This window comes from Virgibacillus flavescens (assembly GCF_050574275.1).
In the GTDB taxonomy this organism is placed as follows: Bacteria; Bacillota; Bacilli; order Bacillales; family Amphibacillaceae; genus Virgibacillus_F; species Virgibacillus_F flavescens.
Map to the genome: position 1 here is coordinate 3,281,443 of NZ_CP192260.1, position 21,781 is coordinate 3,303,223.

The window sequence follows — 21,781 nt, forward strand, 5'->3', positions numbered from 1 at the left end:
TCTTGCCCCCCCTTATTCTTTATTTCTTGCAGTGTATTTAATCCCTAAAACAATGCCTGCACCGATTATTCCAGCTATACTCAGAAAGACAACTTGATCCCAATCTACTTCTTCATTCTTCCATAAACTCATTATGAATCCCGCTATTATTACTCCTACAATCCAGCCTGCCACGGTCTTAAAAAATCGTTTAATCATTCTCTCACTCCTAAACATAAATGTTGTATTGCTTAGACGGATTACTTCTTCTCTTCTGCGATTTTTCTTAATTCTTTTGCACGGGAAGCTAAAAATGCTGTCATGTATCGCTCTAAAAACAGTTTGTCAGCGATCACTCCAAGCGGACCGAATGGTGACTTATATTCAAATATATCAATCATAAGCGTCGCACCATTATCATCCAGGAATTGATGTGTATGGGTAAAAGATTTGAAGGCACCCTTCAGCATAATATCAACAAACTCGTTTGGCCGATCCATATGTGTCACTTTAGCAGTCAGCCTTTGTTTAACGCCTAAGTGAGTGGCTTCCCACGTAACGGTGTCTCCTTCCTCCATTACTCCTTTTGTCACACCACCAACAGCTTTTTCCTTCGTTTCACTCGTGGTTATTGTATGTATATCAACATCTCTTGCAAGATCAAAGCATACTTCTAAAGATGCATGTACGCGTTCCTTATGTGTAATAATAGGCATGGATTGTCTCCTTTTATATATAAATCTCAGTTCAGGTTAATTATTTTCGCTTTTGGAAGACGGTGAAAATCAAAAAGGTAAATAGGATAAAAAAGACAATCCCTACACCAATAAGAATATCTATAATCGTGCTCATAGAACCCCTCCAATTTCAATTCTTGGTGTTAGGAAACTTTCTTTAGCTTCCCTAGAGCAGTATTTACTCCCTCGTCTCTAACGATTTCACAAACTTCACTAGACTTTCTTCATTATCTGTTTTGTATATAATTTCTTTATCGTCAGTAACGATATACGTTGGAGAGTCTTCGTATAACCCCAGCAATTCTTTTGTATTCTTGACTTTGCTACCCGTCGAAGGAACGGTATGTATCACTTGGAAATGGGCATCCGTAACAGCTTCAGGAAAGTCTCCAATTTTTCCTTTCTCGTTAGGTTCAAGGTTATAAATAAACAATCCATAATTCCCTTCGTCCACAGTCATTTCTTTGACAATTTCTTGTTTGGTATAGGGTATCACCGTTATTTTTTCTGGTTTATAATCCGGAAGTTTCGATTGATTTTCATAGAGTGTATGAGGCGTTACGAGTTCCTTTTCATATTCACCCTTAATTTCAACTTTTACTTTTTGACCAATTGTAAGATCGCTAATACTTTCTACCTCGCCATCAATAACCGTACTCTTATCCATTTGCACAAGAAATGCTTCGATGTATTTTTCATATTCATCAAAATCAAAATTATTTCTTTGTTTTTCCGTTAATGTATCCCCTACATAAATAACTGCAGTCTTCTCTTTAGGATTTATAACTTCTATTTTTCCTTCAACAATAGTTTCATTGTTTGTACATGCTGATAGAATCGCACATAATATAATGATCAACCCTACTTTTAACCTCATAAAACCATCCTTTATTTTGACATGCAATGTGTATCTATTTTATAAATGAATCTGTATGGAACTCCTGTATCGATAATCTGTTTTCACCATATCGTTCTGTGACATTTCCATCTGTAAGTTTAAAGATTAAACTTCTCCAGAACGCCTGGGCTCGATAATTTTTTTCAATTTGCGTTAGTTTCCATTTCCCTGGGAACCATTTAAAAATTTGATGTGCTGCTTCCTTTCCAAATCCTTTGCCTTCGTACTTAGCTATAATAAAAAATTCATGGATCGTATTAGGGCATTCTTCAGCTTCACTCTCAACAAGTACAAAACCGATTAATTCTTCACCCAGCTTAATCAAATACGCATGAAAGTTTGGTTCCTCGCAGTACTTTTCCAAATTAAAGGGATCGTAAGCACCGTTTTCTTCTAACTTGATTTCAGTTATGTATCTACTAAACTCGTATATATAATACTGCATAAGATTCTGGAGTACTTTTTCATCATCTTTTGAAATTTTTTCTAAGGTGATCAACATGTGAACCTCCTATTTGTAACGGTCGCGACCCTTAATGGATAAAAATTTCAGTACTTTTAAACTCATTTTCCTTCGACTAAAGAAAATTCGACAACAATCCAACTATTCCTACTCCTATGTATGCAGAACCTAGTATTTTGTCTTTTTCTTTCTTACTTAATTCTTCTAATCCACTAATGAAAAACACATAGCCTGTAATCGGAAAATATAAATACTCAGGTATCAAGTTCCTTCCAGTAATCAAATAATAACCAAATACACTTACAATCAGAATAAATAAAACTAAATTCACTTTCCTCAATACCTTCAAAGTAACCCACCTATCTTTATTTAGAAAGTGTTAGTACAAAAGAAGTTGTGCACATAAAAACGATAGAGATTGAAAGGATTATCCAATATTTTTCTTTACCTAACCCTTTTTTTAATGACAAGAAAAACATAAGCAGACCAAAAATAATTCCGGAAACATTTATTATCTGGCTTATAGTTTCGTTCACAGAGATTCCTCCACATTTTTATACAATTTCTGTATTTATGTAACTATTTTAACACAAATATTCAGAATGCATTGTGAAATAACAAGAAACTAAAAAAATGGCCAGTCCATTTGAACTGTGCCATTTCTTCATAAAGTTGCTAAATAAGTCCGGATTTCTTTCTTGCTCTTTAGGGTAATAATTTTTTTATGAGAACCAATCTCCTGAAGGCTTTGAAAACGAGCAGTTGTATTTTTCTTTCGTGGGTAGTACGTCGTAATAATAAACTTTATAAATGCGAAATCCATTTTTTCTGTACAGCCATCTCCCATATCAGGTCTGTTTGTACCTAAGTTCGTAATCCACCGCTTCAGGACCCGGTACAGACAAACACGCAGCGGTAGCTCTAAATAAATTATGGTATCGGCCATTTCTGCGCGAATCTCAGTTGTATTGCTGTAATTCCCTTCCATAATCCACTTGTCTTTCTTAACAATTTCCTGCTGACCTGCTGCAAACTCTTCAAGAGAAGCCTGTACCCAACCAGGTTTCCAGAACAACGTATCCAAATGGCAAACGCTAATGCCAAGTTTTTTCCCGAGTTCACGTGCAAAGGTTGATTTCCCAACACCCGCTGATACTCCCATAACCATAATACGATCCATTGCCCATACCAGCCCCTTGTTAATTTGTAGTATTCTATTATATATCTTTTTTATGAAAAGTCTAATTTTTATTAATAGTTTTCAGGCTCTTTACTGCTTAGATGACTTTCTTGAAAAATTGCCATATAAGTAATTCCTTGCCATTTTCCATTTCTAAATAACTGTTCTCTTTGTTCTCCTTCCTTCACAAAGCCCATCCGTTCATATAATTTAATGGCTCTTTGATTAAATGAAAAGACTCTTAAATAGAGCTTATGTAAGTTCATTTCTGAAAAACTATAATCTAGTAGCAGATCCATCGCTTCTTTTCCGTAACCATTCCCCCAATATTTCTGATTACCAATATCAATAATACATTCCGCATTACGATTCTTGAAATCAATGTTAATAAGCGAAACAACACCTATTGAATCATTATTTTCGTTTAGTTCAATCATGTAACTTTTGGATGAAGCAGAATTACAGATACTCTTTATAAAATCTTCCGTATCACCTATTGTATTAACATCTAGATCCGGTAAGGTGTTCTCCATTACTTCCATGTTATTTCTCCAATTATGATACGTTTCTGTGTCACTCATCTCAACTTTCCTTAAATGAATACGGTTACTTTTAAACATTCTTTCACTCCTAGTTTATAGACTCTTTTTATTCTTACAAATAGCTATTTAAAGTATTATTTTAACAGAAAACTTTATGTAAATCGTTCACTTCTCTTTAAAACGTTTTAAGCGGAATCCTTTTAACTATTTACAACAAACTTAAAGGGAATGCGTTATATTTTGTCGAATAAGAATATATATAGAATTTAAGGGAGGATTATGCATGAAACAGCGCCAAGAGATTTTTTTTAACCAATTGGAAAGCTTTAGGGACTACCTGCTAAAAGTAGCAGACGTCACAGAAACGGAAGCTGAAGCGATACCTAAAGGTTTCAGAAACAATATTCGATGGAATTTAGGACACGTTTATACGGAACAATATATGTGGATTAAAACATTAATTAACGAAGAAGTAGATGTACCTGAGCAATTCGAGGAATGGTTTGGATGGGACACCTCTCCAGAAAAATTCACATCCGAAACACCGTCGCTTTTAGAGTTAAGAGCATTACTTAAAGGACAGCTTCCAAAAATTAAACAAGCGTATGGTGATCGATTGGAAGAAGCGTTTCCACCAACGGAAATACGGGGGATGACTACGATTGAGCAAGTTCTGCTTTGGACAAGTTTCCATGAAGGCATGCACCTCCAGGCTATCCAGGATATTAAGAAATGTTTGCATGCAGAATGAGTTTTCATAATTTTCCGTTCAAGACCCTGGTGGGTATATAATGAAGTCATTGAAAAAGTGGTAGCTAGCAATACTCTATCTTTTCACCCTCACTTAGCATCTTCGAATATACGAGACTCCTGCGGGAACAGCACGAGTCTGAAGGCCCCGCAGAGTGGTTTTCTCGAGGAGATTGAAGCCGTGCCCGCGGAAAGCGAAGTGTATTCGAAGATGCGATCGCAGATCCACTTGATTCGTACAACAAGTAAATTTTTCAGTGGAGTATTGAAACAGCCCAGAAAAATTAGTAAAAAAATTCATGCTGTAAGGACTTTCGTGATACCTCACAGCTTTTTTTACTCCACTTTTACAGCAAACGCATAGCTCCCGTCACCCTGCTTCCAGTTGGCACGGATCAGATAAACATACACACCGCTTTCCGCCGGGGCAGTGATTGTATTGTTTTTCATTTCAATCTTAATAACCTCTTCTTCGTCCGTCCACTTTTCTACAAAGAGACTATTTTCAAGTGGTTCCTTGTCAAATTCAACGTTTATTTTTTCATTTGGTGATACCTTGACCGGTTCATGTTCCATTCCCATATCCCATCCTGATGTATAAACCATATCGACACATTTTGCAGAAAAAAGTCCATCCCAGCAATAAGAACCTTGTGTGGTCGGAATTTCTGTATCACCAACGGTTACATTTGGGGTTGGTGGCTCTGTGCTCCCGAGTGACTGGAAAAGAAAGACGCCTAATCCAATAATCCCAAGCGTAAGCAATAGTGCATTTACTTTTTTCATTTCATTGCCCCCTTTCCTTCTATCTATTAAATGGACGTTTCGAGTCAAGAAAGGTTGCAATAATACCTAAACAAATCTCCTACATTTGTTTAGGTACACCAACCCCTAATAGACGCAATCCCTCTTTTAAAACGATCATTGTTGCTTGCACTAACTGTAAGCGAGAAGTCAGTTCGGCATCCTCATTTACTATTCTCACTGCACCATAATATTTATTGAAAGCCTGTGCCAAATCTATTGTATATTTCGCTATATGCGATGGATCGAAATGGAGATAAGCATAATGAACAACTTCCTCAAACTTCATTAATAGCGAAATGACTGTCCATGCTTTTTCATTCTCGAAAGCTTTCGTCGACTCGTTCATAATCGCTTTTTGTTGTCCCTTTTCTACTATTGAGTTTGCCCGCGAATACGTATATTGAATGTAAGGACCCGTCTCTCCCTCAAAAGTAAGCATATCTTCAAGAGAAAATTCGATATCATTTAACCGATAGTTTTTGAGATCATGAAATATTACTGCCCCAACACCAACTGTTTTTGCAACTTCTTTTTTATCAACAAGGTTTGGATTCCGGTTTTCAATTTTTTCAAGTGCCAGCTTAATTGCTTCTTGAAGCGTCTCCTCTAAAAGTACCGTTTTTCCTTTGCGGGTCGACATTTTTTTCCCATCTTTAAGTAACATACCAAATGGAATATGATGCATTTCCTTCGCCCATGAATAGCCCATTTTTTCTAAGACTTTAAAAACCTGCTGGAAATGGAGCGATTGTTCAGATCCAACTACATATAACGCTTTAGCAAAATCATACTCCTTTTTTCTATAGAAAGCTGCAGCTAAATCTCTGGTCGCATACAGTGTGGCGCCATCTGATTTTTTGATAAGACAAGGTGGTTTACTGTCTTCTTCTAATGTTACCACCTTTGCTCCTTTTGACTCTGATAACAAGTTTTTCTCTTCTAGTTCGGTTACTACAGCATCCATCTTATTATTATAAAAGGATTCACCGTTTAATGAATCGAATTCAATACCCATTAGGCTGTAAATACGATCAAATTCTTCTAATGACTCTTCCCGAAACCATTTCCATAAAGAAACTGCTTCTTCATCACCTTCCTCCAGTTTTTTAAACCAACGTCTTCCTTCTTCCACTAGCTCTGGATTTACTTCTGCCTCCTGATGAAAACGGATATATAAAGCCAGTAATTCCTTAATGGGTTCTGCTCTTACGTTTTCTTCATTGCCCCACTTTTTATATGCAGTAATCAACCTTCCGAATTGGGTACCCCAATCTCCTAGATGATTAATTTTAATAGGCGAGTAGCCACATTTCTCCATAATATTTGCAAGTGCATTTCCAATAACTGTTGAGCGCAAATGCCCCATGGAAAATGGCTTGGCAATATTAGGTGATGAAAGATCTATCGTGACATGTTCACCTTTTCCGATTGAAATTTCTCCATACTTCTCTTGCTTTTCAAGTACGGTATTGATGACTTCCTGACCAATAAATTGTTTTTCAAAAAAGAAATTCAAATAGGCTCCAACTGGATCAACCTTTCTAAGGTAATCATGGTTTAGGATTGGAGATAGTTCTTCTGCAATCTGATGAGGAGCTTTTTTTAACTCCTTCGCTAATAAATAACAAGGAAACGCATAATCTCCCATCTCCTCTTTTGGTGGGATCTCGAGAGCATTTTCAATTTGTGCTTTTGAGAGTGAATCAACATTTTTTTCACTTAATCCTTCATAAATTGTTGAAATTACAATCTCTTTGTATTCCATAACAATTCCTCCTTTTTTGACTTTTACTCCATTAAAAAACCCCCGTCTCTAATAAATAATTAGAGACGAAGGTTAACTCGCGGTACCACTCTACTTGCTTAAAAAAATAAGCCAGCTCAAAAATGTAACGGATTCTACCCCGAGTTTATCTACTAATTTCAATAAACTTTCTCAGAGGTGCGGTTCGCAATTGATTTCGTACCAGGCTTTCACCATTCCTAGCTCGCTAACAAACGAAAATACAATTACTACTCTCCTCTTCTCAGAATTCACTTTATTTAATTGTTGTTGAACGTAGTATATACATTTCGATGGGGAAATGCAATCCTATTTTAATTTATTTTAATCAATATAAACATCTAGCACATTTTCAAGCGAAATCTCTTTTTCTCCCACACGCAAATAACCGCTTCGCGCATTAATTTTCAGCAGCTTCCCGCGTGCCACAGCGAAATGAGGTTCGTCGTAATGTTTAATTTCGACTGTTAAGTTATTATGAAGCGCGCACTGGAGTTTCGTTTCCATCTCCATTAGCTGCTGCTCGTCAAGAATTGGTTTCTCTTTATATTCTTCCTCCTGCCACATTTTCTTCAATAACTCGATGTGCTCCGGAAGCATCATCGCCGTCCACTTTTTTGTACCTCGATCATTTACACTCATATCTATGCACCCATCCTTTTGCGAACTTGCCCTACTGACAGTATATTCTCCAGCTTAAATGTTCGGATTGTTCGCTTCGTATAACAATAGGCCATTATCATGTCATCATTTAGTTTAAGAACCCGCACCACCCGCTGTGAAACACAGTTGTCACTGGACAGGTAAATCATTTCAAGCTTCTCTTTATTCTGGATCGACCTCATAATCATGTTTTTCATGATGTAACCTCCATAATAAGAACGTTTGTTCCCATTATAGCATATTTTTTCCGAAAGGGTACTAATTTATGCAAAAAAAATAAGGCAAGAAGAATGATGAATTCTCCTGCCTTATCGTTTTCATCCTACATCTTATTTCCTTCTGCAGGGATGGGGTTTTTACTGAAAATATTCGCCAAATGCATGGTATTGTACGCAAGCATCTGGATATGATTTTGTGTAAATTCGTTTTTAATACCTTCTGCTTCAATAAATGATTTACCCGGTCCAGCTTCTCCAACCCAATACGTATCAACGTTCGGTGGAATAACAAAGCCAATGTGTGATAGGCCATATAAAATAGAAGCTGCTGCATTCTTTGCACCATCTTCGTTACCGGTTATCACAACGCCGCCTACTTTATTGTAGAAAACGGACTGTCCTTTATCATTTGTTTCACTGCTGCTGCCATATAATCTTTCGATAGCAACGGTCGCCAAGCTGCTTTTCTCACCAAGCCAAATCGGCGTACCAATAAGTACAATATTAGCTTCTTTTACTTTTTCAAAAATCTCTGGCCATTGATCGCCGTCACCAAGATCTGGACTAATCCCATAAGGAATATGGTAATCAGCTAAGCGAACACTTTCCGTTTCTACATCGTTCTCTTTATAAATGGCCTGCACATGTTCATACAGCGCCTCTGTATTGGATTCATCTGAACTTCCTTTTAACGTTGCATTTAAAAATAATACTTTTAATTTATTCATTTAATAACCTCCCTCTTCCTGCTTTACCCGATAAGGTTGAAAAGTAATCAGAGAAGGAAGCAAGATTTCGAAATGAAATTACCACCAAAGTCTGCCATAATAAGAATGGAGAAGGAGGCAGATCATGCTGCGATTGTATGGAGCCTTAATCGGGCTTAGTTTAATTTGGGGTTTATCGTTTGTTTTTATGAAATGGTTACTTCCTTCAGCAGGTGTATGGGGAATTGTATTTCTTCGCTGTATAACAGGTGCGATCATCCTGCTTCCACTCTTATTGTGGAAACGCAGAGAAATTAATGGAAAACTGCCTTGGAAAGCACTAATTGTTGTTGGCATCTGTAACTGTGGATTGGCATGGGGTTTGATTTCTTTAAGTGAGACGGTGATAAACAGTTCAACCGCTTCGATTCTGAACGCAACTACTCCGATCTGGACAGGTCTAATTGGATTTATACTTTTTTCTTATCGACTTGTCAGTCGCCAGTGGATTGGCATTTTTATTGGCTTCTTCGGGATACTTGTGCTGATGGATTTTCAGTTCGGCAAGCTTTTTGGTGAAAAATTCATCGGAATTGGAACAATGCTTGCTGCCACTATCTGCTACGGGCTTGCCGGGCAATTAACAAAACGGTATTTGTCGCAGGTGGGGGTGCTGGTTATAACAACTTTCGCCTTATTTACGAGTAGTATTGTCGGTTTCATCGGGATGTTGTTTACTGAGCCGTTCAAACTGGAATTGCTGCTTCATCCGCTTCCGATATTTGCAATCATCGGTCTTGGTTGTTTCGGTTCAGGTCTTGGACAATTGATCTATTTCTATATCAATAAAAAAGGCAGTCCTGAGTTAGCAGCCACTGTCACTTACCTGATTCCCGTCTCTGCTATGGTCTGGGGCTATTTACTTCTGGGAGAAACAATCACACAAAATATTGTTGTCGGACTGCTAATTATTTTTGCCGGCGTCTATCTTTCATCAAGAAAACCCAAAATGAAGAGAACTAATCTTGTTGCTGATCAACAACAAGATTAGTTCATTCGCTCGTACACCATGGATCTCTGGGGATATCTCAAAGATCTTTTTATATGACTGCTTGAATCGAAATCTCTATCCAAATTCAGATCAATCCCATTATTTATTTTCAAATGAATGTAACGAAACACGATATGGATGCACCTCTGCGTTCATTAGTCCTGCCAATACAGATGGATCTTTTTCCATAATAGCACGAGCTGTATCTAGAGATTCTGACAGAAAAATAACGATGCCAAATGCACCATCAAGACAAGGCCCAGCCAAAATTAGCTTCTTTTCAGCCTGAAGTTCCTGAAGATACTGAAAGTGCCGCTCCATTATTTGGTTCTCTTCTTCCGTCATCGTATCGATAAAATTATTTTTTACTGGCCGGATGATATATACAAATTCGTCCACATTCCGTCTCCTTTCACGCTGCTAATGAATCAATGAAGCCCTCATATCATGAACGCCATGTTCCACGTAAGCCTTTAAACAGGAAAGCGTATATACCCAGCCTTCTTTTTGCCCCATCATTTTGTTGACGATTTCTGGGTCATCTTCCTTTAAGCCCGATTCGTTCACTTCAATAATGGTGTGCTTGTCCTGTTCTTTTAATGAAATAGTAACGACAGTCCCCGCGTCATGTTCACTTCCCCACGAAAACTTGATTCGTTTATTTTTCTCGACTTCTAATACGTCAATGACCCCTTCAGCCTTATATTCATCATACCGCAGCGTCACCGCTTTACCCTGTTCCCATCTTTCCGAACTGGATGAGAACCAGAAGTTCCCTATCTTCACTGGATCTACGATGGCTTCGAACACTTCCTCAGCTGATGAACGTATTTCAAATTTCGTTGTTACGTTTGTATTCATTTTGACTCAACTCGCTTTCAATTGGTTTATGTATGTATCGGCAGATTTCCGACATCGATAAAGTATAGGTGATGCCAGCAATGCTTGTGCTCTCTCATTCTATTTTTAAAATAGCAGGATGTTTATTCAGCCTTTAGCCAAAATGAGTTAATAAATATTGTTGAAAATCCTACTTTCAACATATTATCATGACTGATTGAACCGAATTCTACATCCGTATACAATTTTTTTAATTCCATTTCTTTTACAGCTTGCAGTCTAAAGTGAGTAATGCTTTTTGAACTCCTTTTCCTCTAAATGAAGGAAAGGTAAAATCGTTTGCAATATATCCTTCATCTCCTTTTACAAACAAGGAACCCATCCCTGCCACTTCTCCATCCATATACGCTATATAGTTATGAAAGTTTGCCTGAGTATAGTATGCAGCTTTTTTGATAGCCATCACCAGACTGATTTCCTTATTATTCGAGCGAGAGATCAGCTCTAGAAATTCTAATACATTTTTTTCGTTTACATTCACTATTTTTATTTCATCATTACTATAACTGCTAAGATAAGGCTCTATCGATAAAAAGACTAGTTGTTCCGCGCATACAAATCCTCTGTTGCTAAGTGCCTGAGTTGTCTCCATATTTGTATGATTCGGAGTCTTATCAAAACAAGGCGTTATTTCTTTCGAATAATACATATCTAACATGTCATCTATTTTATCAATATCCTTTATTCCAAACCCTTTAATACGGTTATAGTAAATGGAATCTTTTGCAGTTTCATCAGTAAGCAGGGTACATTCTCCTACCCTTTTAACTTCTAGATCTGCATTATCTTGATACACGGATCTCTTTGCATTGAATGCAGTTAACTCCACTTCCATTTCATTAATTCTTTCTGTTTCTGATACTATTTTTCCGTTGTAATGCTCCATTTAATCACTCCGTTATGCTTTTTATTCTTTGTTGGAAACAGAATCCCCTATGACTTCTTAAAAAGCTTCCTCTGTTTCATATAATCGACGGCTTTCGTTTTGTTGGTTTGTTTAAAGACGTACGCTGTCTCGTTTTTTTCTTTGTAATAGCTATTAAATCTTTCTTCTGAAAGCAAGCCATCCATAATTGCTTTTTTCACTGCGCAGTCATTCTCGGTTGTATGAGTGCAGTTCGTGTACTTGCAGCTCTTGGACAATTCTGCAATATCTTGAAATCCTTCATCAAGCAGTTCTGCAGAATCAATGATTTCAATCACCTTTTTATATGATGTCATTTGCCACTTCCTTTTTAGATATATTTAACCAGACAGGATGGTTACCACTATTTATTCTTCCACTTCAACCACTATACTTTCATAGAATTCATCTTCTATATAAACGAGAACTTTCCATACACCTGCTGAGGGGAAATGCAGGTGTGTAGGCATATTAACACTGTCTGGGCTTACTTCAGCAGATTCATAAAATGTTCCCTCAAATATATCGACCATTTCCTCGGTTCCTTTTTTTAAGGCTTTTACCTGAACTGGCTTATCATAAATATTTTCCTTCCCAAAATAAAACCAAAAATATTTCTGCGTTTTTCCGGCTAAAATCGGGAAAGGTCCAGAATATCCAAATGTTTTCTCGTTTCCTACGACGGTATAAGAACCCTCTTTCCCACTTTCATAAACCACCGTATGTTCAAACGTTGGTGACAAGTCCCAGTTTTTATTCTGGATCGCGTCATTGTTACTTACTTGAGTTGTATCTTCCTGCTTTGTTTTACCTGAGGCATCTTTATTTTCATCAGAAGTACAAGCAACGAGCGTACTTGCCATGATCAACAATGATAGAGTTAGTATTTTCATAGGCTCACTCCCTTACATAAATTTTATCCTCCTACCCTTTTTTTATCACTTTTCATCATTAATAGATTGATAGAAAAAACCATTGTATTTGATAGTATGCTAACAAATTGTAACGATGTGAAACACGGCATTCCACCTAGGTCTTTAGTGGGTTTTTTCAGGTGGGACCCATTTAAAACCATTTATATATATGTCCAATCAGTCATAGTAGAACATGCATAAATTAGTGTAGTAATAGAGGAGGTGACATAGATGCGAGTAACAATGATAAACTCTTCAGGCAGCGGTTCTCTTGGGTGCTGTCCACTTTATTCAATTCCTAAGAAACAATGTAAATGCCCACCAGGACCTCGTGGACCACGCGGACCTCAAGGACCTACTGGTGCTACTGGACCTCAGGGACCTCCTGGAACACCTGGGGCAGCTGGGGCTACAGGTGCTACTGGACCTCAAGGACCTGCTGGCGCTACCGGACCTCAAGGACCTGCCGGCGCTACAGGGGCGGCTGGTGCAACTGGGGCTACCGGACCTCAAGGACCTGCCGGTGCTACGGGTTCGGCTGGGGCTACTGGTGCTACCGGACCTCAAGGACCTGCCGGCGCTACAGGTGCGGCTGGGGCTACAGGTGCAGCAGGCGGGATAGCAGACTTTGCGGATTTCTTTGCTTTAATGCCTCCTGATAACGCTGCGACAGTAGCTCCTGGAACGGATGTAAGCTTCCCTCAAGATGGTCCAACTAGCGGAACGGCCATTTCTCGAGTTAACGCTACTACATTCAACCTGGAAGAAATCGGGGTATACCAGGTTTTATTTCAGGTAAGTGTAACGGAAGCTGGTCAGCTCATATTAACAATTAATGGAGCCGATTTAGCCTATACGGTGGTCGGACGTGCAACAGGAACTTCTCAGATAATAGGCATGGCACTAGTAGAAACATCCGTAATTAATTCCTTGCTGACTGTACGAAATCCTGCTGGTAACGCGACTGCATTAACCATCACTCCATTAGCAGGTGGAACACGACCAGTATCCGCACACTTAGTAATAACACGTTTACAATAGTGTTTTGATATATATTGCGGTTAGCCCAAATTATGAGGCTAACCTTTATTTTTGAAATTAAATCAAAGTAAAGTTAGTTTAAAAGATCACGCTCACTATTATTCGTTCACTACTTGTGTTGACATCCACCATATATTTCCAGACGGATCCAGAACTCCACCACGCTGATCAGGTTCGCCTTCCTTTTTGACAGGTTCCTGGACAGACTCCCCTCCAGCTTCAAGAGCTCGTTGATACGTCTTCATAGCATCTTGAACATACATATGTACGTGTGATGGCGCAGCACTTCCAGCTTCAGATGACCCGCCAATCATAACAACCGTGTCATCCAACTTCACTTCGGCGTGCATAATCGTCCCATCAGGCCGTTCGTAACAGCGCAATTCCTTTCCATCAAAAGCTTTTTGCAAAAAGGTGATGACAGCGCGTGCGTCTTTTGCTATTAAATACGGTGATACGGAATTATATCCTTCCGGTTTCCAGTTCATATCACTCGACCTCCTCCATGTATTTTCTCCTTATTTATTAGCTTACCATAAGTTATGTATAATTATCTAAAATTTCCAACATTAATTAAACCGATAAAAAAACACCCCGTTGTCCTGCTGCTTTGCATGGATAACTGGGATGTTTTTTATATGAATATGAATGAGCCGTACTGGATTTGAACCAGTGACCCCTTGCCTGTCAAGCAAGTATTCTCCCGCTGAACTAACGGCTCGTAAAATAAGATTACTATTTTACTATAAAGCATATTTTCATACTACGTCAATAGGTTTGTGATTAATGTGAAGAAAAGAATCATACCGGTAAGAATATATAAGTATCCAACAACCTTTTTACCTTTTAACACATTTTCCAGCCCAAACGATGTAAGTACAACAATCCAAAACGGAAGTGTAACAAACAATGGTGGACGGAAACTATCATCAATTAAATAGTAGAAACCAAATCCAATCGCCAGTATGGCAATAACTATATTTATTCTGCGTAGTAGTTTCAAAATTTCACCTCCATTTTACTGGGACAATGGAGGGACGAGGGGACGGTTCTTCTGTCCCATTTGTTGGGACAGAAGAACCGTCCCCTTGTCCCTTTTAAATATATAAGGTTGGTTTGCTGCTTTTTTTCTTATCGTCTTCTATAACCAGAGACGAGCAGTGATCCGGGAATTCATACGGAATAAATTGACGGTTCAAATCTGGTAGAATCTGCGCATCTTTATAGTTTCTAAAAGATGTATCGATTTCGCTGTATTTTTTCAGATACCTTACAATTACCCTTCCAATATATCTTCCTAGTTCAATTCCTTCATCGTTATCTGCTGGAAAATGAACTCCTGCATATAAGCGGCTGACAGCGTCACTCTCTGCTATCTGTTTTAATTTTTTTGCCTCTTTTGGAAAATAATAGCTCAGTAACACTTCAGCGCATCCTGATAGTGTTGCATGACCAGATGGATACGTAGGAAAGCGCGGTGTACACAACAACGTTCGCATCGTCTGATCATATTGATCAGGTCTTGCTACGTCCCAACGATATTTCAAGTCCCACACTACAACCATTGTATCATTTAAAGCTGCCTGCACAGTTGCCATGATTCTTGCTGCAAGCGTTGGGGTGACTCCGTACGTATCGATCAGTCGATCAATAACAGGTGTCCATTGTTTCGTTGGAGCTCCCGTACCATAGTATATAGCAACAGCTTTTTGATGCGGAGTAAGTTTCTTTAGTGCTTTTTGAACAATAATTAACTGTTGTTCAAAATCGATCCTGTTTGGATCTTTGATTGGCAGTTGCAAACTATTGCCAGACGGAGATAAAAAATCCCCTTTTCTGTCTCGCTTCAGATAAAATAGCGGCCATGATCCAGCAAGCGGCGTCACAGGGTCATTCGGTGGTTTTTTCTCACCTGCATAAGGGACTTTTGACCATCTTAAATAATCGTAATTCAACTCTTTCACACCTCCAGTTCTTTCTTTTTCATACTATGTAAGAACTGAAGATGTGATTGGATTACATAACTCATTTGTTGCTATTTATTTTCAGGAAACCACTTGTCTGTTTTCGTTGAATTCTTCACCGCGCGATAAAATTGGTATATACACTTCCACCTCTTCGCCAATTTCGACCGGGTGGTATGTCTCAACGATATAGTCATTCTGGTTAATTATATAACCTTGCTCTTCAGCCCATGCTAAAAGTTCTGAGTAAAGATCGCTTACATTCGTCATTTTACCTCTAATTGTCACAAATTCATCCTCGACCTCAAGGTACTCCATATGTTCAGGAGCAATCTCGACAGGTTCAGAAACTAGGACTCCAACATAATAAATCCCTTCCACATGCGTTTCATCCTTCTTAGGTTCAAACAATGAAACTTCTATTCCAGTGTGATTTTGAATACGAGTGGCTTCTTCCATGAAATTCTGTGCATGCTTCGGAACTTCACTAGCGTAATCTCCAAAAGCACAACTGTGTTTCTTTCCAATGATTTTAAACGCCTTCGTTACCTTCTGACAGCTCACTAGAAACACCCCCTGAATGTAGTCGTGTGACGGGCGGGACAGCGGGACGGTTCTGTTGTCCCTACCGGGACACAAGAACCGTCCCGCTGTCCCGCTTTAAAACCATTCGTACTGTTTGTAGAATATGTCCATCAAAGTCGTCATCAAATTCTGATACAGTTTCAAAACCTTTTGCTTCATAAAAGGTACGGCCGCTCTTGTTTTCTTTTTCCACATTAATGTAAATTTCTGCTGCACCTTTTAGTTTACTTATACCCAGTTTCAGCAATTTTGTACCAATACCTGCACCTTGAAAAGCTGGCAATAAATAAATCGCACCAAGTTCAGCACTTCCATCTTTTTTAATAGGAGAAAAATTTGCAAACCCAACAACTTCTCCGTTAACTTCTGCAAGGAACAAGTACGAAGTTTCCAGCCGTTTTTTCATCATTTCCGAACTGTAAGCCGAAGCTATAAACCGTTCCTGGATATCAATGGGTATTAGACCTTTGTAGGTGTGCTTCCAGCTGGCTTTTGCGACGTGTTGGACATGTGGTATATATTCAACGTTCATTTCGCGAGTCGTGTATTTCATTATTTATCGACCTTTCCGGGACAAAGGGACGGTTCTGTTGTCCCAGCTTTTTTTCAATCCGATTAACTTTCTTAAATAAAATGACAATTACGATGATGATCCCTAGCGGTATACCCCATACAATTACGATACCAAGTATCATGGATAATACTGCCATAGAACTCATAGGAACAACTCCTTTTTAGCGGGTTAGCAGGACGGTTTTCACGTCCCGGCCACTGGCCAAATTAATCGAAAATAGCGTTAAGAACAATATAAATTATTATCAGAGCAAATACAGATCCTCTCCCGATATGTTTGTTATTTTCACCCAATATTCTTCTGAATAACTTCACTAATAATTTGTGGATTACAGCGACACCTAGCATGAAAGGAATAAATAATAAGAAAATATAAATGATATTATTAGCTGGTATCAAATCCGTGAATAATACTATAAAAGTAATCGCTACAATAGTTGAAAGGAATACTGATAAATCATTATCATAGCTTGGAAATAGCCATTTTAAGAACTTTTTCATGAATGATCACCTTTTCGTTGAATTATCTGTCTGAATTTTTATGTCTGAACTAACTGGGACAGAAGAACCGTCCCTCAAGTCCCGGTCAAACTCCAGTCAATTTCCGTTTTTTCATTACAGTAAAAACCTTCCAAGCCACATGATTCCACAATTTTCCTTGTAGTAGATTTGTCTGAACATAACATAGAAAAATGGTTATCCCAGTGAGTAGTTAACAAGATTTCATTATTATGCGTAAATACGTTTATTGGGTTGTTTAGAAACTCGATTTTGCCGGCGATTAGATCTTCAACATATTCAAGCTTTCTTTCCGTACAAAATTCATCTCCGCACCACAGCCAGTCGTAACCCTCTTCTTTTAAATACTGGAGTATATCCTTCATTTCAAAAGCAGGAAAAGAACCTACAACAGGAGGTACAATCTTCTTTTCATTACATACGTCATCAATTTGTTTTGCCAGTTTCTCATTTGCATACTTATTCAAACTAGCTATTAGAGTTCTTAAACCAATATCCAGTTGACGGTAATCTTTAATTCCAGATATTTTTAAAAACTCCTTCCATTTTATCCTGTCACAATGTTCGATAATGGCATTTCCATCTGGAAACGTATCTGGTATAAACAGTTCAAAATCTATGGTTTTCGGTTTAATAAACGGATGGAAAATGATAAATACTTCTTCAAATTCATCTTTGTAGAACTCCTTAATCGGCATCCCTACTTCAGCACAAACCGCATACCGATGGGGCGCAGGTATAGCCTTGGTTTCTGACATGAACATCACCTCCTGGGACAGAAGAACCGTCCCCTTGTCCCGGGGACAGCGGGACGGTTCTTGTGTCCCTCATAATCGATTTTTGTTTTCCAGCCGATAAGCGAACATAGCCATTATTCCTATTGGCACTCCTCCAACAATATAAATAACCAAAACCGGAAGCAGCCCTTTAAAAGTCATGGAATTATTGAATAAAATTAAGCAAGCAAGATACACCGTAACGATAGTATAAAATAAAGCCATGATTTTTCTTTTTTTACGAAATGCTGACACTCCCGCGAGTAACATTGTTGCTGTTACAAAACCTAAGATACCTTGAATTGCGGGTAGTAATAATATGTCCTGGTTATTTGTCAGCAAGGGGTAACCGGTTAAAGCGACGGTGATAATGCCTATAGCAATTTTTATTGAATTATTTTGTAACAATTGCCCACCACCTTTTTCGAAATATAAATCTCTTTATTTTTATCTATCTAAATGTTCATTTTAACTAATAGATTTTAATATCTTTATAAATACCCTCAATAATTAAGTTAACTAAAATCTCATATCCTTCTTCGCCAAAGTGAAGTCCATCATTTTTTGACCCTTTAAGGATTTCTGTATAATTTTTCATTGAAATCATGTGTTTGAAAAAATCGATTACTGGACTTTCAGTATGATAAGCAACTTCCCTCACCACTTGAGCATAAATATTTAGCTCTTCGTTAGTTCTTGCAAACTGAAGCTCCTCATCTACAGGTGGTGGGGTTATTAATATTGATTTATTTGGTTTAATCAAATCTGTAATTTTATAAAGGTTAGTTCTATAGGTATCTATATCTATCTTTTTATGGAATGCAGCATCATTAGAACCAAATAAAACCGTGACTAAATCCGGATTATGTTTAATGACATCTTCTTCTATTCTACCTAATGCCATATTTGTGTTATCACCTGCTACTCCAGCATTTATTATGTCAAAACCGTCTAATTTTTTAGCAAGTTTTAACGTTAGCATTGGTTGCCTTAAACCTTCATTTCTAGCAGTTATACTATCTCCGAAACAAACGAGTTTCATCTTATCTCACCTCACTTTTGAGCCGGGACAGTAGAACCGTCCCTCTGTCCCGCTAACTCCAGCGCTTTTGTTAGGTCGATATCTTCATTTATGTGTTCTGGGGTCCAGGGGATATAGATGTCAGGTTGGATACCGATTCCACTCATTCCTTTGCCTTCATCTACTTTCGATAACTTGGAAGTTGGATACCATAGTTCGAATTTGTTCTCCCAATCCATAACTGCTATATTCGCATAATCATTTAAGCCTAAAGTAGGTCTTCCGATAACAGTGACTTTTGATGAATTTTTGCAAATCTCGACAAACGAGTCACCTGAACTTCCACAATAAACGTCTGTTAAAATAATGACGTTTTTGGGACCAGGTTTCGTCTTCATAATTAAACTCTCTATCATTTCTGCAAAGTCGAGTTCGACAAAACCTTTCCCCTTATTTTCTTCCAGGACTTCTATCAGCATATCTATTTGATTTCTTGTTGTTGGATCTTCTATAGAAGAAAATGCACGCTTCAGCAGTTTTTTTCTTAATTCTACGTTTCTGCCAGTACAATTCGTCAACATTATTCCATCATCAAAACTGTTTATATCCACTGATTCCCCTTCAAAAAGATAAGGCAGCAAGTCAAAATAGGCTAAGTCACTTCCTCCCTTATTGACTCGAACATCGATGATTAATTTTTCAGCATTCGTTAAAAGGGTATTATTTTCTTTTATGAGCGCTGCAATTGCGTTATGATCCATGAAATCTGTTAACGTCAAAAGTAGCGAATCTTCCTCTAAAACTTTTAAGGAATGTTCAGGATCGGTACTTTCTTTTTCAAACTTGCTTATATCCAATGTATACAAAATACCATTCTTTCCTTTTACCTTTGCCTGTTTATAGCAGAGGATGATCGGAATCCAGTTCTCCCTTTCCGCTTCTTTCTCCATTAATTCTCTCGCATGAACCTCAACCAATTCAGGAACCGTTATTCCGTCTAAAGACAATATCGCTTCACCTGGTTCAACGCGTTTCTCTATACCACTTGCAGTAATATATAATAAATCATTGTATCTTCTAACAGAAAACCCCACGTCAACCCTCTCGTTCGCATGAGCCTGTTTAAAATTCATATGTAAATCCTTAAAATCCAGTAAATAGTCCTGAACAATTTTTACAAATTCAGCGTCATTTATATCATTCTTCAATTTAATTTGGTCCCTATAAAAACCAGGAAAATCCCAGCCTTTTTTATCCAAACAACCAGCATAATCGTTATGTAAAATATCCACCACTTCGTCAAAAATATTTTGGTACATATACACCCTCCTAAAGGGACAGAGGGACGGTTCTTCTGTCCCGCTCCCTCTATAATTGAAATTCGATTTTAATTTTCTCGGCGACTTCTTCAGCGGATAAATTCGTATTGTTAATCCTGATATAATTTTCTTTGTTTATTTCACCAGGCTTTGAATTCAACCTCAGCTTTTTCATGGAAGATAGCAATTCTTTTTCAGACTGATCAACGTTGCGTTTAGTTGGCTTGTGTTCCAGCCTATTTGCGGTTTTGTTTCGCTGTACTCTTTCTTCAACATCCGCTTCCAGCTCAACAAAATAAATTTCCGCGCCTGCAGCAGTGAAAATTTCACACACGTTTTCAACGCTTTTCCAATCTTCATCCTTATTAAATGCCCACACGTAGGTGAAAATCATTCCTTCCCCATCGCTCTTTGCGACAGCCTTAAAAATTTCTTCACGAAAAAGACCAGATAACCTCCACATTTCAGGACTAAAGCCGAAAAATGGTTCTAATAAATCTATTGTCATGTGATTATGTAAAAGTTTTAAGCCAGTGGTTTTCGATAATTCCTGTCCAACAGTCATTTTGCCAACAGCCTGCGGACCAAACAATAATACAAATTTCATGGTTTCCCTCCTTTGGGACAGAAGAACCGTCCCTGTGTCCCGCTCTTAAAGCTCAGGTTTTCAAATTTAAAAATCTATTAATATCACTTACTATACTTTTTAAAACATCTATAGACTTATAAATGTCATCATCAAAATCGAGATTGTGATTTATACCTGGAATTAGTTTCGAAGTAAGGGACACAGGGACGGTTCTTCTGTCCCGCTATTCCGAATAGGACTCTCCTTCGGCTAAGTTAAGCGTTCGCCCATTTATGGTGACAGTATCTTCGTTCTCCCATTTAACCCGTGCCTCCATCCGGTTTGTTTGAATATAAATTCGTTTCTTAAACCAAAGTGGACCATCTAACTCGCCAATCACTGCGAATGACGATCCTGCCCCTCCGTTAGTACGATACAAATCAACTGTATAGTCATGATCTGGCGAATGGGTTGTTTTAATCAAGTTTTTTGCACCTGAAAAGAGTGATGTAAACAACACGGAAACAAAAAGAAGAAAAATCAGCAGCGAAGAAACCACGACGGTCAGCCAGCTCCTTAATTTCGCTATCCTATTCGTTTTATCCTTAAATCCAGCAATACTAAGAATAAAAGCTAGAATAGTCACTAGTAAAAGTATGTAATTTGGAGGTGTGATCACCCAAACCTGGGAAATTGTTGAGTAAAAAGCATATAATGAAGCAATTACGCAAAATAAACACAAGTAGAATTCGACCCTATTATATTTTCTAGCCAAGACCTCTCCCCCTCTTGCCGGGACAGAAGAACCGTCCCCATGTCCCACTATTCATATTTTCTTAATTCTATCACAAATTCACATTATTCAGTATAGGGTTTTTATATTTATTGAAATCTCCAGAATAGATAATCCGCTTCATTC

General features: G+C 38.0%; 34 protein-coding genes, 1 tRNA gene and 1 other annotated feature. Of the genes, 3 read left to right on the forward strand and 32 right to left on the reverse strand.

Features of this window, described 5'->3' with window-relative positions; translation table 11 throughout:
• Positions 1 to 12: 12 nt before the first annotated feature.
• From VBD025_RS16620 to VBD025_RS16655, 8 genes are all read right to left on the reverse strand, one after another.
• Positions 13 to 198, reverse strand: coding sequence for a hypothetical protein (locus VBD025_RS16620; protein ID WP_430787498.1), 186 nt, complete (start codon positions 196 to 198; stop codon positions 13 to 15).
• 41 nt (positions 199 to 239) lie between these two features.
• The gene (locus tag VBD025_RS16625; protein WP_430787500.1) at positions 240 to 695 is read right to left on the reverse strand and encodes an SRPBCC family protein; all 456 of its coding nucleotides are present in this window, start codon (positions 693 to 695) and stop codon (positions 240 to 242) included.
• Positions 696 to 894: 199 nt separating this feature from the next.
• Positions 895 to 1,593 (reverse strand): hypothetical protein, encoded by a 699-nt coding sequence (locus tag VBD025_RS16630; RefSeq protein ID WP_430787502.1) that lies wholly within the window; start codon positions 1,591 to 1,593, stop codon positions 895 to 897.
• A gap of 34 nt (positions 1,594 to 1,627) precedes the next feature.
• Positions 1,628 to 2,116: a GNAT family N-acetyltransferase gene (locus tag VBD025_RS16635; RefSeq protein WP_430787504.1), complete on the reverse strand. Its 489-nt coding sequence runs from the start codon at positions 2,114 to 2,116 to the stop codon at positions 1,628 to 1,630.
• A 76-nt stretch (positions 2,117 to 2,192) separates the two neighbouring features.
• Positions 2,193 to 2,426, reverse strand: a complete 234-nt coding sequence (locus VBD025_RS16640; RefSeq protein ID WP_430787506.1) for a hypothetical protein — start codon at positions 2,424 to 2,426, stop codon at positions 2,193 to 2,195.
• Between the two features lie 16 nt (positions 2,427 to 2,442).
• Complete coding sequence (locus VBD025_RS16645; protein WP_430787508.1) at positions 2,443 to 2,613, reverse strand: hypothetical protein; 171 nt, start codon at positions 2,611 to 2,613, stop codon at positions 2,443 to 2,445.
• 128 nt (positions 2,614 to 2,741) lie between these two features.
• The gene (locus VBD025_RS16650) at positions 2,742 to 3,257 is read right to left on the reverse strand and encodes a topology modulation protein (RefSeq protein ID WP_430787510.1); all 516 of its coding nucleotides are present in this window, start codon (positions 3,255 to 3,257) and stop codon (positions 2,742 to 2,744) included.
• A 71-nt stretch (positions 3,258 to 3,328) separates the two neighbouring features.
• A complete protein-coding gene (locus VBD025_RS16655; protein WP_430787512.1) occupies positions 3,329 to 3,877 on the reverse strand; it encodes a GNAT family N-acetyltransferase in 549 nt (182 codons plus the stop codon).
• A 205-nt stretch (positions 3,878 to 4,082) separates the two neighbouring features.
• Between VBD025_RS16655 and VBD025_RS16660 the strand changes: the two genes are divergently transcribed.
• Positions 4,083 to 4,550, forward strand: coding sequence for a DinB family protein (locus VBD025_RS16660; protein ID WP_430787514.1), 468 nt, complete (start codon positions 4,083 to 4,085; stop codon positions 4,548 to 4,550).
• A gap of 335 nt (positions 4,551 to 4,885) precedes the next feature.
• Here the strand turns inward: VBD025_RS16660 and VBD025_RS16665 are convergent, their stop codons facing one another.
• From VBD025_RS16665 to VBD025_RS16685, 5 genes are all read right to left on the reverse strand, one after another.
• Entirely contained in the window at positions 4,886 to 5,335 is a 450-nt protein-coding gene (locus VBD025_RS16665; RefSeq protein WP_430787516.1) for a hypothetical protein, read from the reverse strand.
• Positions 5,336 to 5,414: 79 nt separating this feature from the next.
• Positions 5,415 to 7,121, reverse strand: a complete 1,707-nt coding sequence (argS, locus tag VBD025_RS16670) for an arginine--tRNA ligase (protein ID WP_430787518.1) — start codon at positions 7,119 to 7,121, stop codon at positions 5,415 to 5,417.
• Between the two features lie 58 nt (positions 7,122 to 7,179).
• Positions 7,180 to 7,394: a binding site (T-box leader), on the reverse strand.
• Positions 7,395 to 7,463: 69 nt separating this feature from the next.
• Positions 7,464 to 7,781 (reverse strand): YolD-like family protein, encoded by a 318-nt coding sequence (locus VBD025_RS16675; protein WP_430787520.1) that lies wholly within the window; start codon positions 7,779 to 7,781, stop codon positions 7,464 to 7,466.
• A gap of 2 nt (positions 7,782 to 7,783) precedes the next feature.
• Positions 7,784 to 7,999 (reverse strand): hypothetical protein, encoded by a 216-nt coding sequence (locus VBD025_RS16680; protein ID WP_430787521.1) that lies wholly within the window; start codon positions 7,997 to 7,999, stop codon positions 7,784 to 7,786.
• Positions 8,000 to 8,124: 125 nt separating this feature from the next.
• Complete coding sequence (locus VBD025_RS16685) at positions 8,125 to 8,748, reverse strand: flavodoxin family protein (protein WP_430787523.1); 624 nt, start codon at positions 8,746 to 8,748, stop codon at positions 8,125 to 8,127.
• 124 nt (positions 8,749 to 8,872) lie between these two features.
• Here VBD025_RS16685 and VBD025_RS16690 point away from each other — a divergent pair, with 124 nt between their 5' ends.
• Positions 8,873 to 9,778, forward strand: a complete 906-nt coding sequence (locus tag VBD025_RS16690; protein ID WP_430787525.1) for a DMT family transporter — start codon at positions 8,873 to 8,875, stop codon at positions 9,776 to 9,778.
• Positions 9,779 to 9,877: 99 nt separating this feature from the next.
• On the opposite strand, the gene VBD025_RS16695 is transcribed toward VBD025_RS16690, so the two are convergent.
• The 5 genes from VBD025_RS16695 to VBD025_RS16715 form a co-directional block, all read right to left on the reverse strand.
• Positions 9,878 to 10,177, reverse strand: coding sequence for a YciI family protein (locus VBD025_RS16695; RefSeq protein WP_430787527.1), 300 nt, complete (start codon positions 10,175 to 10,177; stop codon positions 9,878 to 9,880).
• Positions 10,178 to 10,198: 21 nt separating this feature from the next.
• Positions 10,199 to 10,639, reverse strand: coding sequence for an SRPBCC family protein (locus VBD025_RS16700; protein WP_430787529.1), 441 nt, complete (start codon positions 10,637 to 10,639; stop codon positions 10,199 to 10,201).
• 244 nt (positions 10,640 to 10,883) lie between these two features.
• A complete protein-coding gene (locus VBD025_RS16705) occupies positions 10,884 to 11,564 on the reverse strand; it encodes a GNAT family N-acetyltransferase (RefSeq protein WP_430787531.1) in 681 nt (226 codons plus the stop codon).
• A gap of 47 nt (positions 11,565 to 11,611) precedes the next feature.
• Positions 11,612 to 11,899, reverse strand: a complete 288-nt coding sequence (locus VBD025_RS16710) for a hypothetical protein (RefSeq protein WP_430787533.1) — start codon at positions 11,897 to 11,899, stop codon at positions 11,612 to 11,614.
• A gap of 51 nt (positions 11,900 to 11,950) precedes the next feature.
• A complete protein-coding gene (locus VBD025_RS16715; protein WP_430787535.1) occupies positions 11,951 to 12,475 on the reverse strand; it encodes a hypothetical protein in 525 nt (174 codons plus the stop codon).
• 252 nt (positions 12,476 to 12,727) lie between these two features.
• Here VBD025_RS16715 and VBD025_RS16720 point away from each other — a divergent pair, with 252 nt between their 5' ends.
• Positions 12,728 to 13,537 (forward strand): collagen-like protein, encoded by an 810-nt coding sequence (locus tag VBD025_RS16720; RefSeq protein ID WP_430787537.1) that lies wholly within the window; start codon positions 12,728 to 12,730, stop codon positions 13,535 to 13,537.
• A 98-nt stretch (positions 13,538 to 13,635) separates the two neighbouring features.
• On the opposite strand, the gene VBD025_RS16725 is transcribed toward VBD025_RS16720, so the two are convergent.
• The 14 genes from VBD025_RS16725 to VBD025_RS16790 all read right to left on the reverse strand — a co-directional run bounded on the left by VBD025_RS16725 (position 13,636) and on the right by VBD025_RS16790 (position 21,637).
• Entirely contained in the window at positions 13,636 to 14,025 is a 390-nt protein-coding gene (locus VBD025_RS16725; protein ID WP_430787539.1) for a VOC family protein, read from the reverse strand.
• A gap of 161 nt (positions 14,026 to 14,186) precedes the next feature.
• Positions 14,187 to 14,258, reverse strand: a tRNA-Val gene (locus tag VBD025_RS16730).
• A 42-nt stretch (positions 14,259 to 14,300) separates the two neighbouring features.
• On the reverse strand, positions 14,301 to 14,540 hold the full coding sequence (locus VBD025_RS16735) for a hypothetical protein (RefSeq protein WP_430787541.1): 240 nt from the start codon (positions 14,538 to 14,540) through the stop codon (positions 14,301 to 14,303).
• A 94-nt stretch (positions 14,541 to 14,634) separates the two neighbouring features.
• Positions 14,635 to 15,492 carry a vanadium-dependent haloperoxidase gene (locus tag VBD025_RS16740; RefSeq protein WP_430787543.1) on the reverse strand — a complete coding sequence of 286 codons (858 nt, stop codon included), beginning with the start codon at positions 15,490 to 15,492 and terminating at the stop codon, positions 14,635 to 14,637.
• Positions 15,493 to 15,582: 90 nt separating this feature from the next.
• Positions 15,583 to 16,065 (reverse strand): GyrI-like domain-containing protein, encoded by a 483-nt coding sequence (locus tag VBD025_RS16745; protein ID WP_430787545.1) that lies wholly within the window; start codon positions 16,063 to 16,065, stop codon positions 15,583 to 15,585.
• A gap of 61 nt (positions 16,066 to 16,126) precedes the next feature.
• Complete coding sequence (locus VBD025_RS16750; protein WP_430787547.1) at positions 16,127 to 16,639, reverse strand: GNAT family N-acetyltransferase; 513 nt, start codon at positions 16,637 to 16,639, stop codon at positions 16,127 to 16,129.
• Complete coding sequence (locus VBD025_RS16755) at positions 16,608 to 16,805, reverse strand: hypothetical protein (RefSeq protein WP_430787549.1); 198 nt, start codon at positions 16,803 to 16,805, stop codon at positions 16,608 to 16,610. Before VBD025_RS16755 ends, VBD025_RS16750 begins: the two co-directional genes overlap by 32 nt.
• Positions 16,806 to 16,866: 61 nt before the next feature.
• Positions 16,867 to 17,160, reverse strand: a complete 294-nt coding sequence (locus VBD025_RS16760) for a hypothetical protein (protein ID WP_430787551.1) — start codon at positions 17,158 to 17,160, stop codon at positions 16,867 to 16,869.
• A 74-nt stretch (positions 17,161 to 17,234) separates the two neighbouring features.
• The gene (locus tag VBD025_RS16765) at positions 17,235 to 17,936 is read right to left on the reverse strand and encodes a DUF2711 family protein (protein ID WP_430787553.1); all 702 of its coding nucleotides are present in this window, start codon (positions 17,934 to 17,936) and stop codon (positions 17,235 to 17,237) included.
• Between the two features lie 69 nt (positions 17,937 to 18,005).
• Complete coding sequence (locus VBD025_RS16770; RefSeq protein ID WP_430787555.1) at positions 18,006 to 18,362, reverse strand: hypothetical protein; 357 nt, start codon at positions 18,360 to 18,362, stop codon at positions 18,006 to 18,008.
• 64 nt (positions 18,363 to 18,426) lie between these two features.
• Positions 18,427 to 18,996, reverse strand: a complete 570-nt coding sequence (locus VBD025_RS16775) for an SGNH/GDSL hydrolase family protein (protein ID WP_430787557.1) — start codon at positions 18,994 to 18,996, stop codon at positions 18,427 to 18,429.
• An 11-nt stretch (positions 18,997 to 19,007) separates the two neighbouring features.
• Complete coding sequence (locus tag VBD025_RS16780) at positions 19,008 to 20,294, reverse strand: S41 family peptidase (RefSeq protein WP_430787559.1); 1,287 nt, start codon at positions 20,292 to 20,294, stop codon at positions 19,008 to 19,010.
• Positions 20,295 to 20,343: 49 nt separating this feature from the next.
• Positions 20,344 to 20,901, reverse strand: a complete 558-nt coding sequence (locus VBD025_RS16785; protein WP_430787561.1) for an AAA family ATPase — start codon at positions 20,899 to 20,901, stop codon at positions 20,344 to 20,346.
• A 205-nt stretch (positions 20,902 to 21,106) separates the two neighbouring features.
• Positions 21,107 to 21,637, reverse strand: coding sequence for a DUF5412 family protein (locus VBD025_RS16790; protein ID WP_430787563.1), 531 nt, complete (start codon positions 21,635 to 21,637; stop codon positions 21,107 to 21,109).
• Between the last annotated feature and the right edge of the window lie 144 nt (positions 21,638 to 21,781).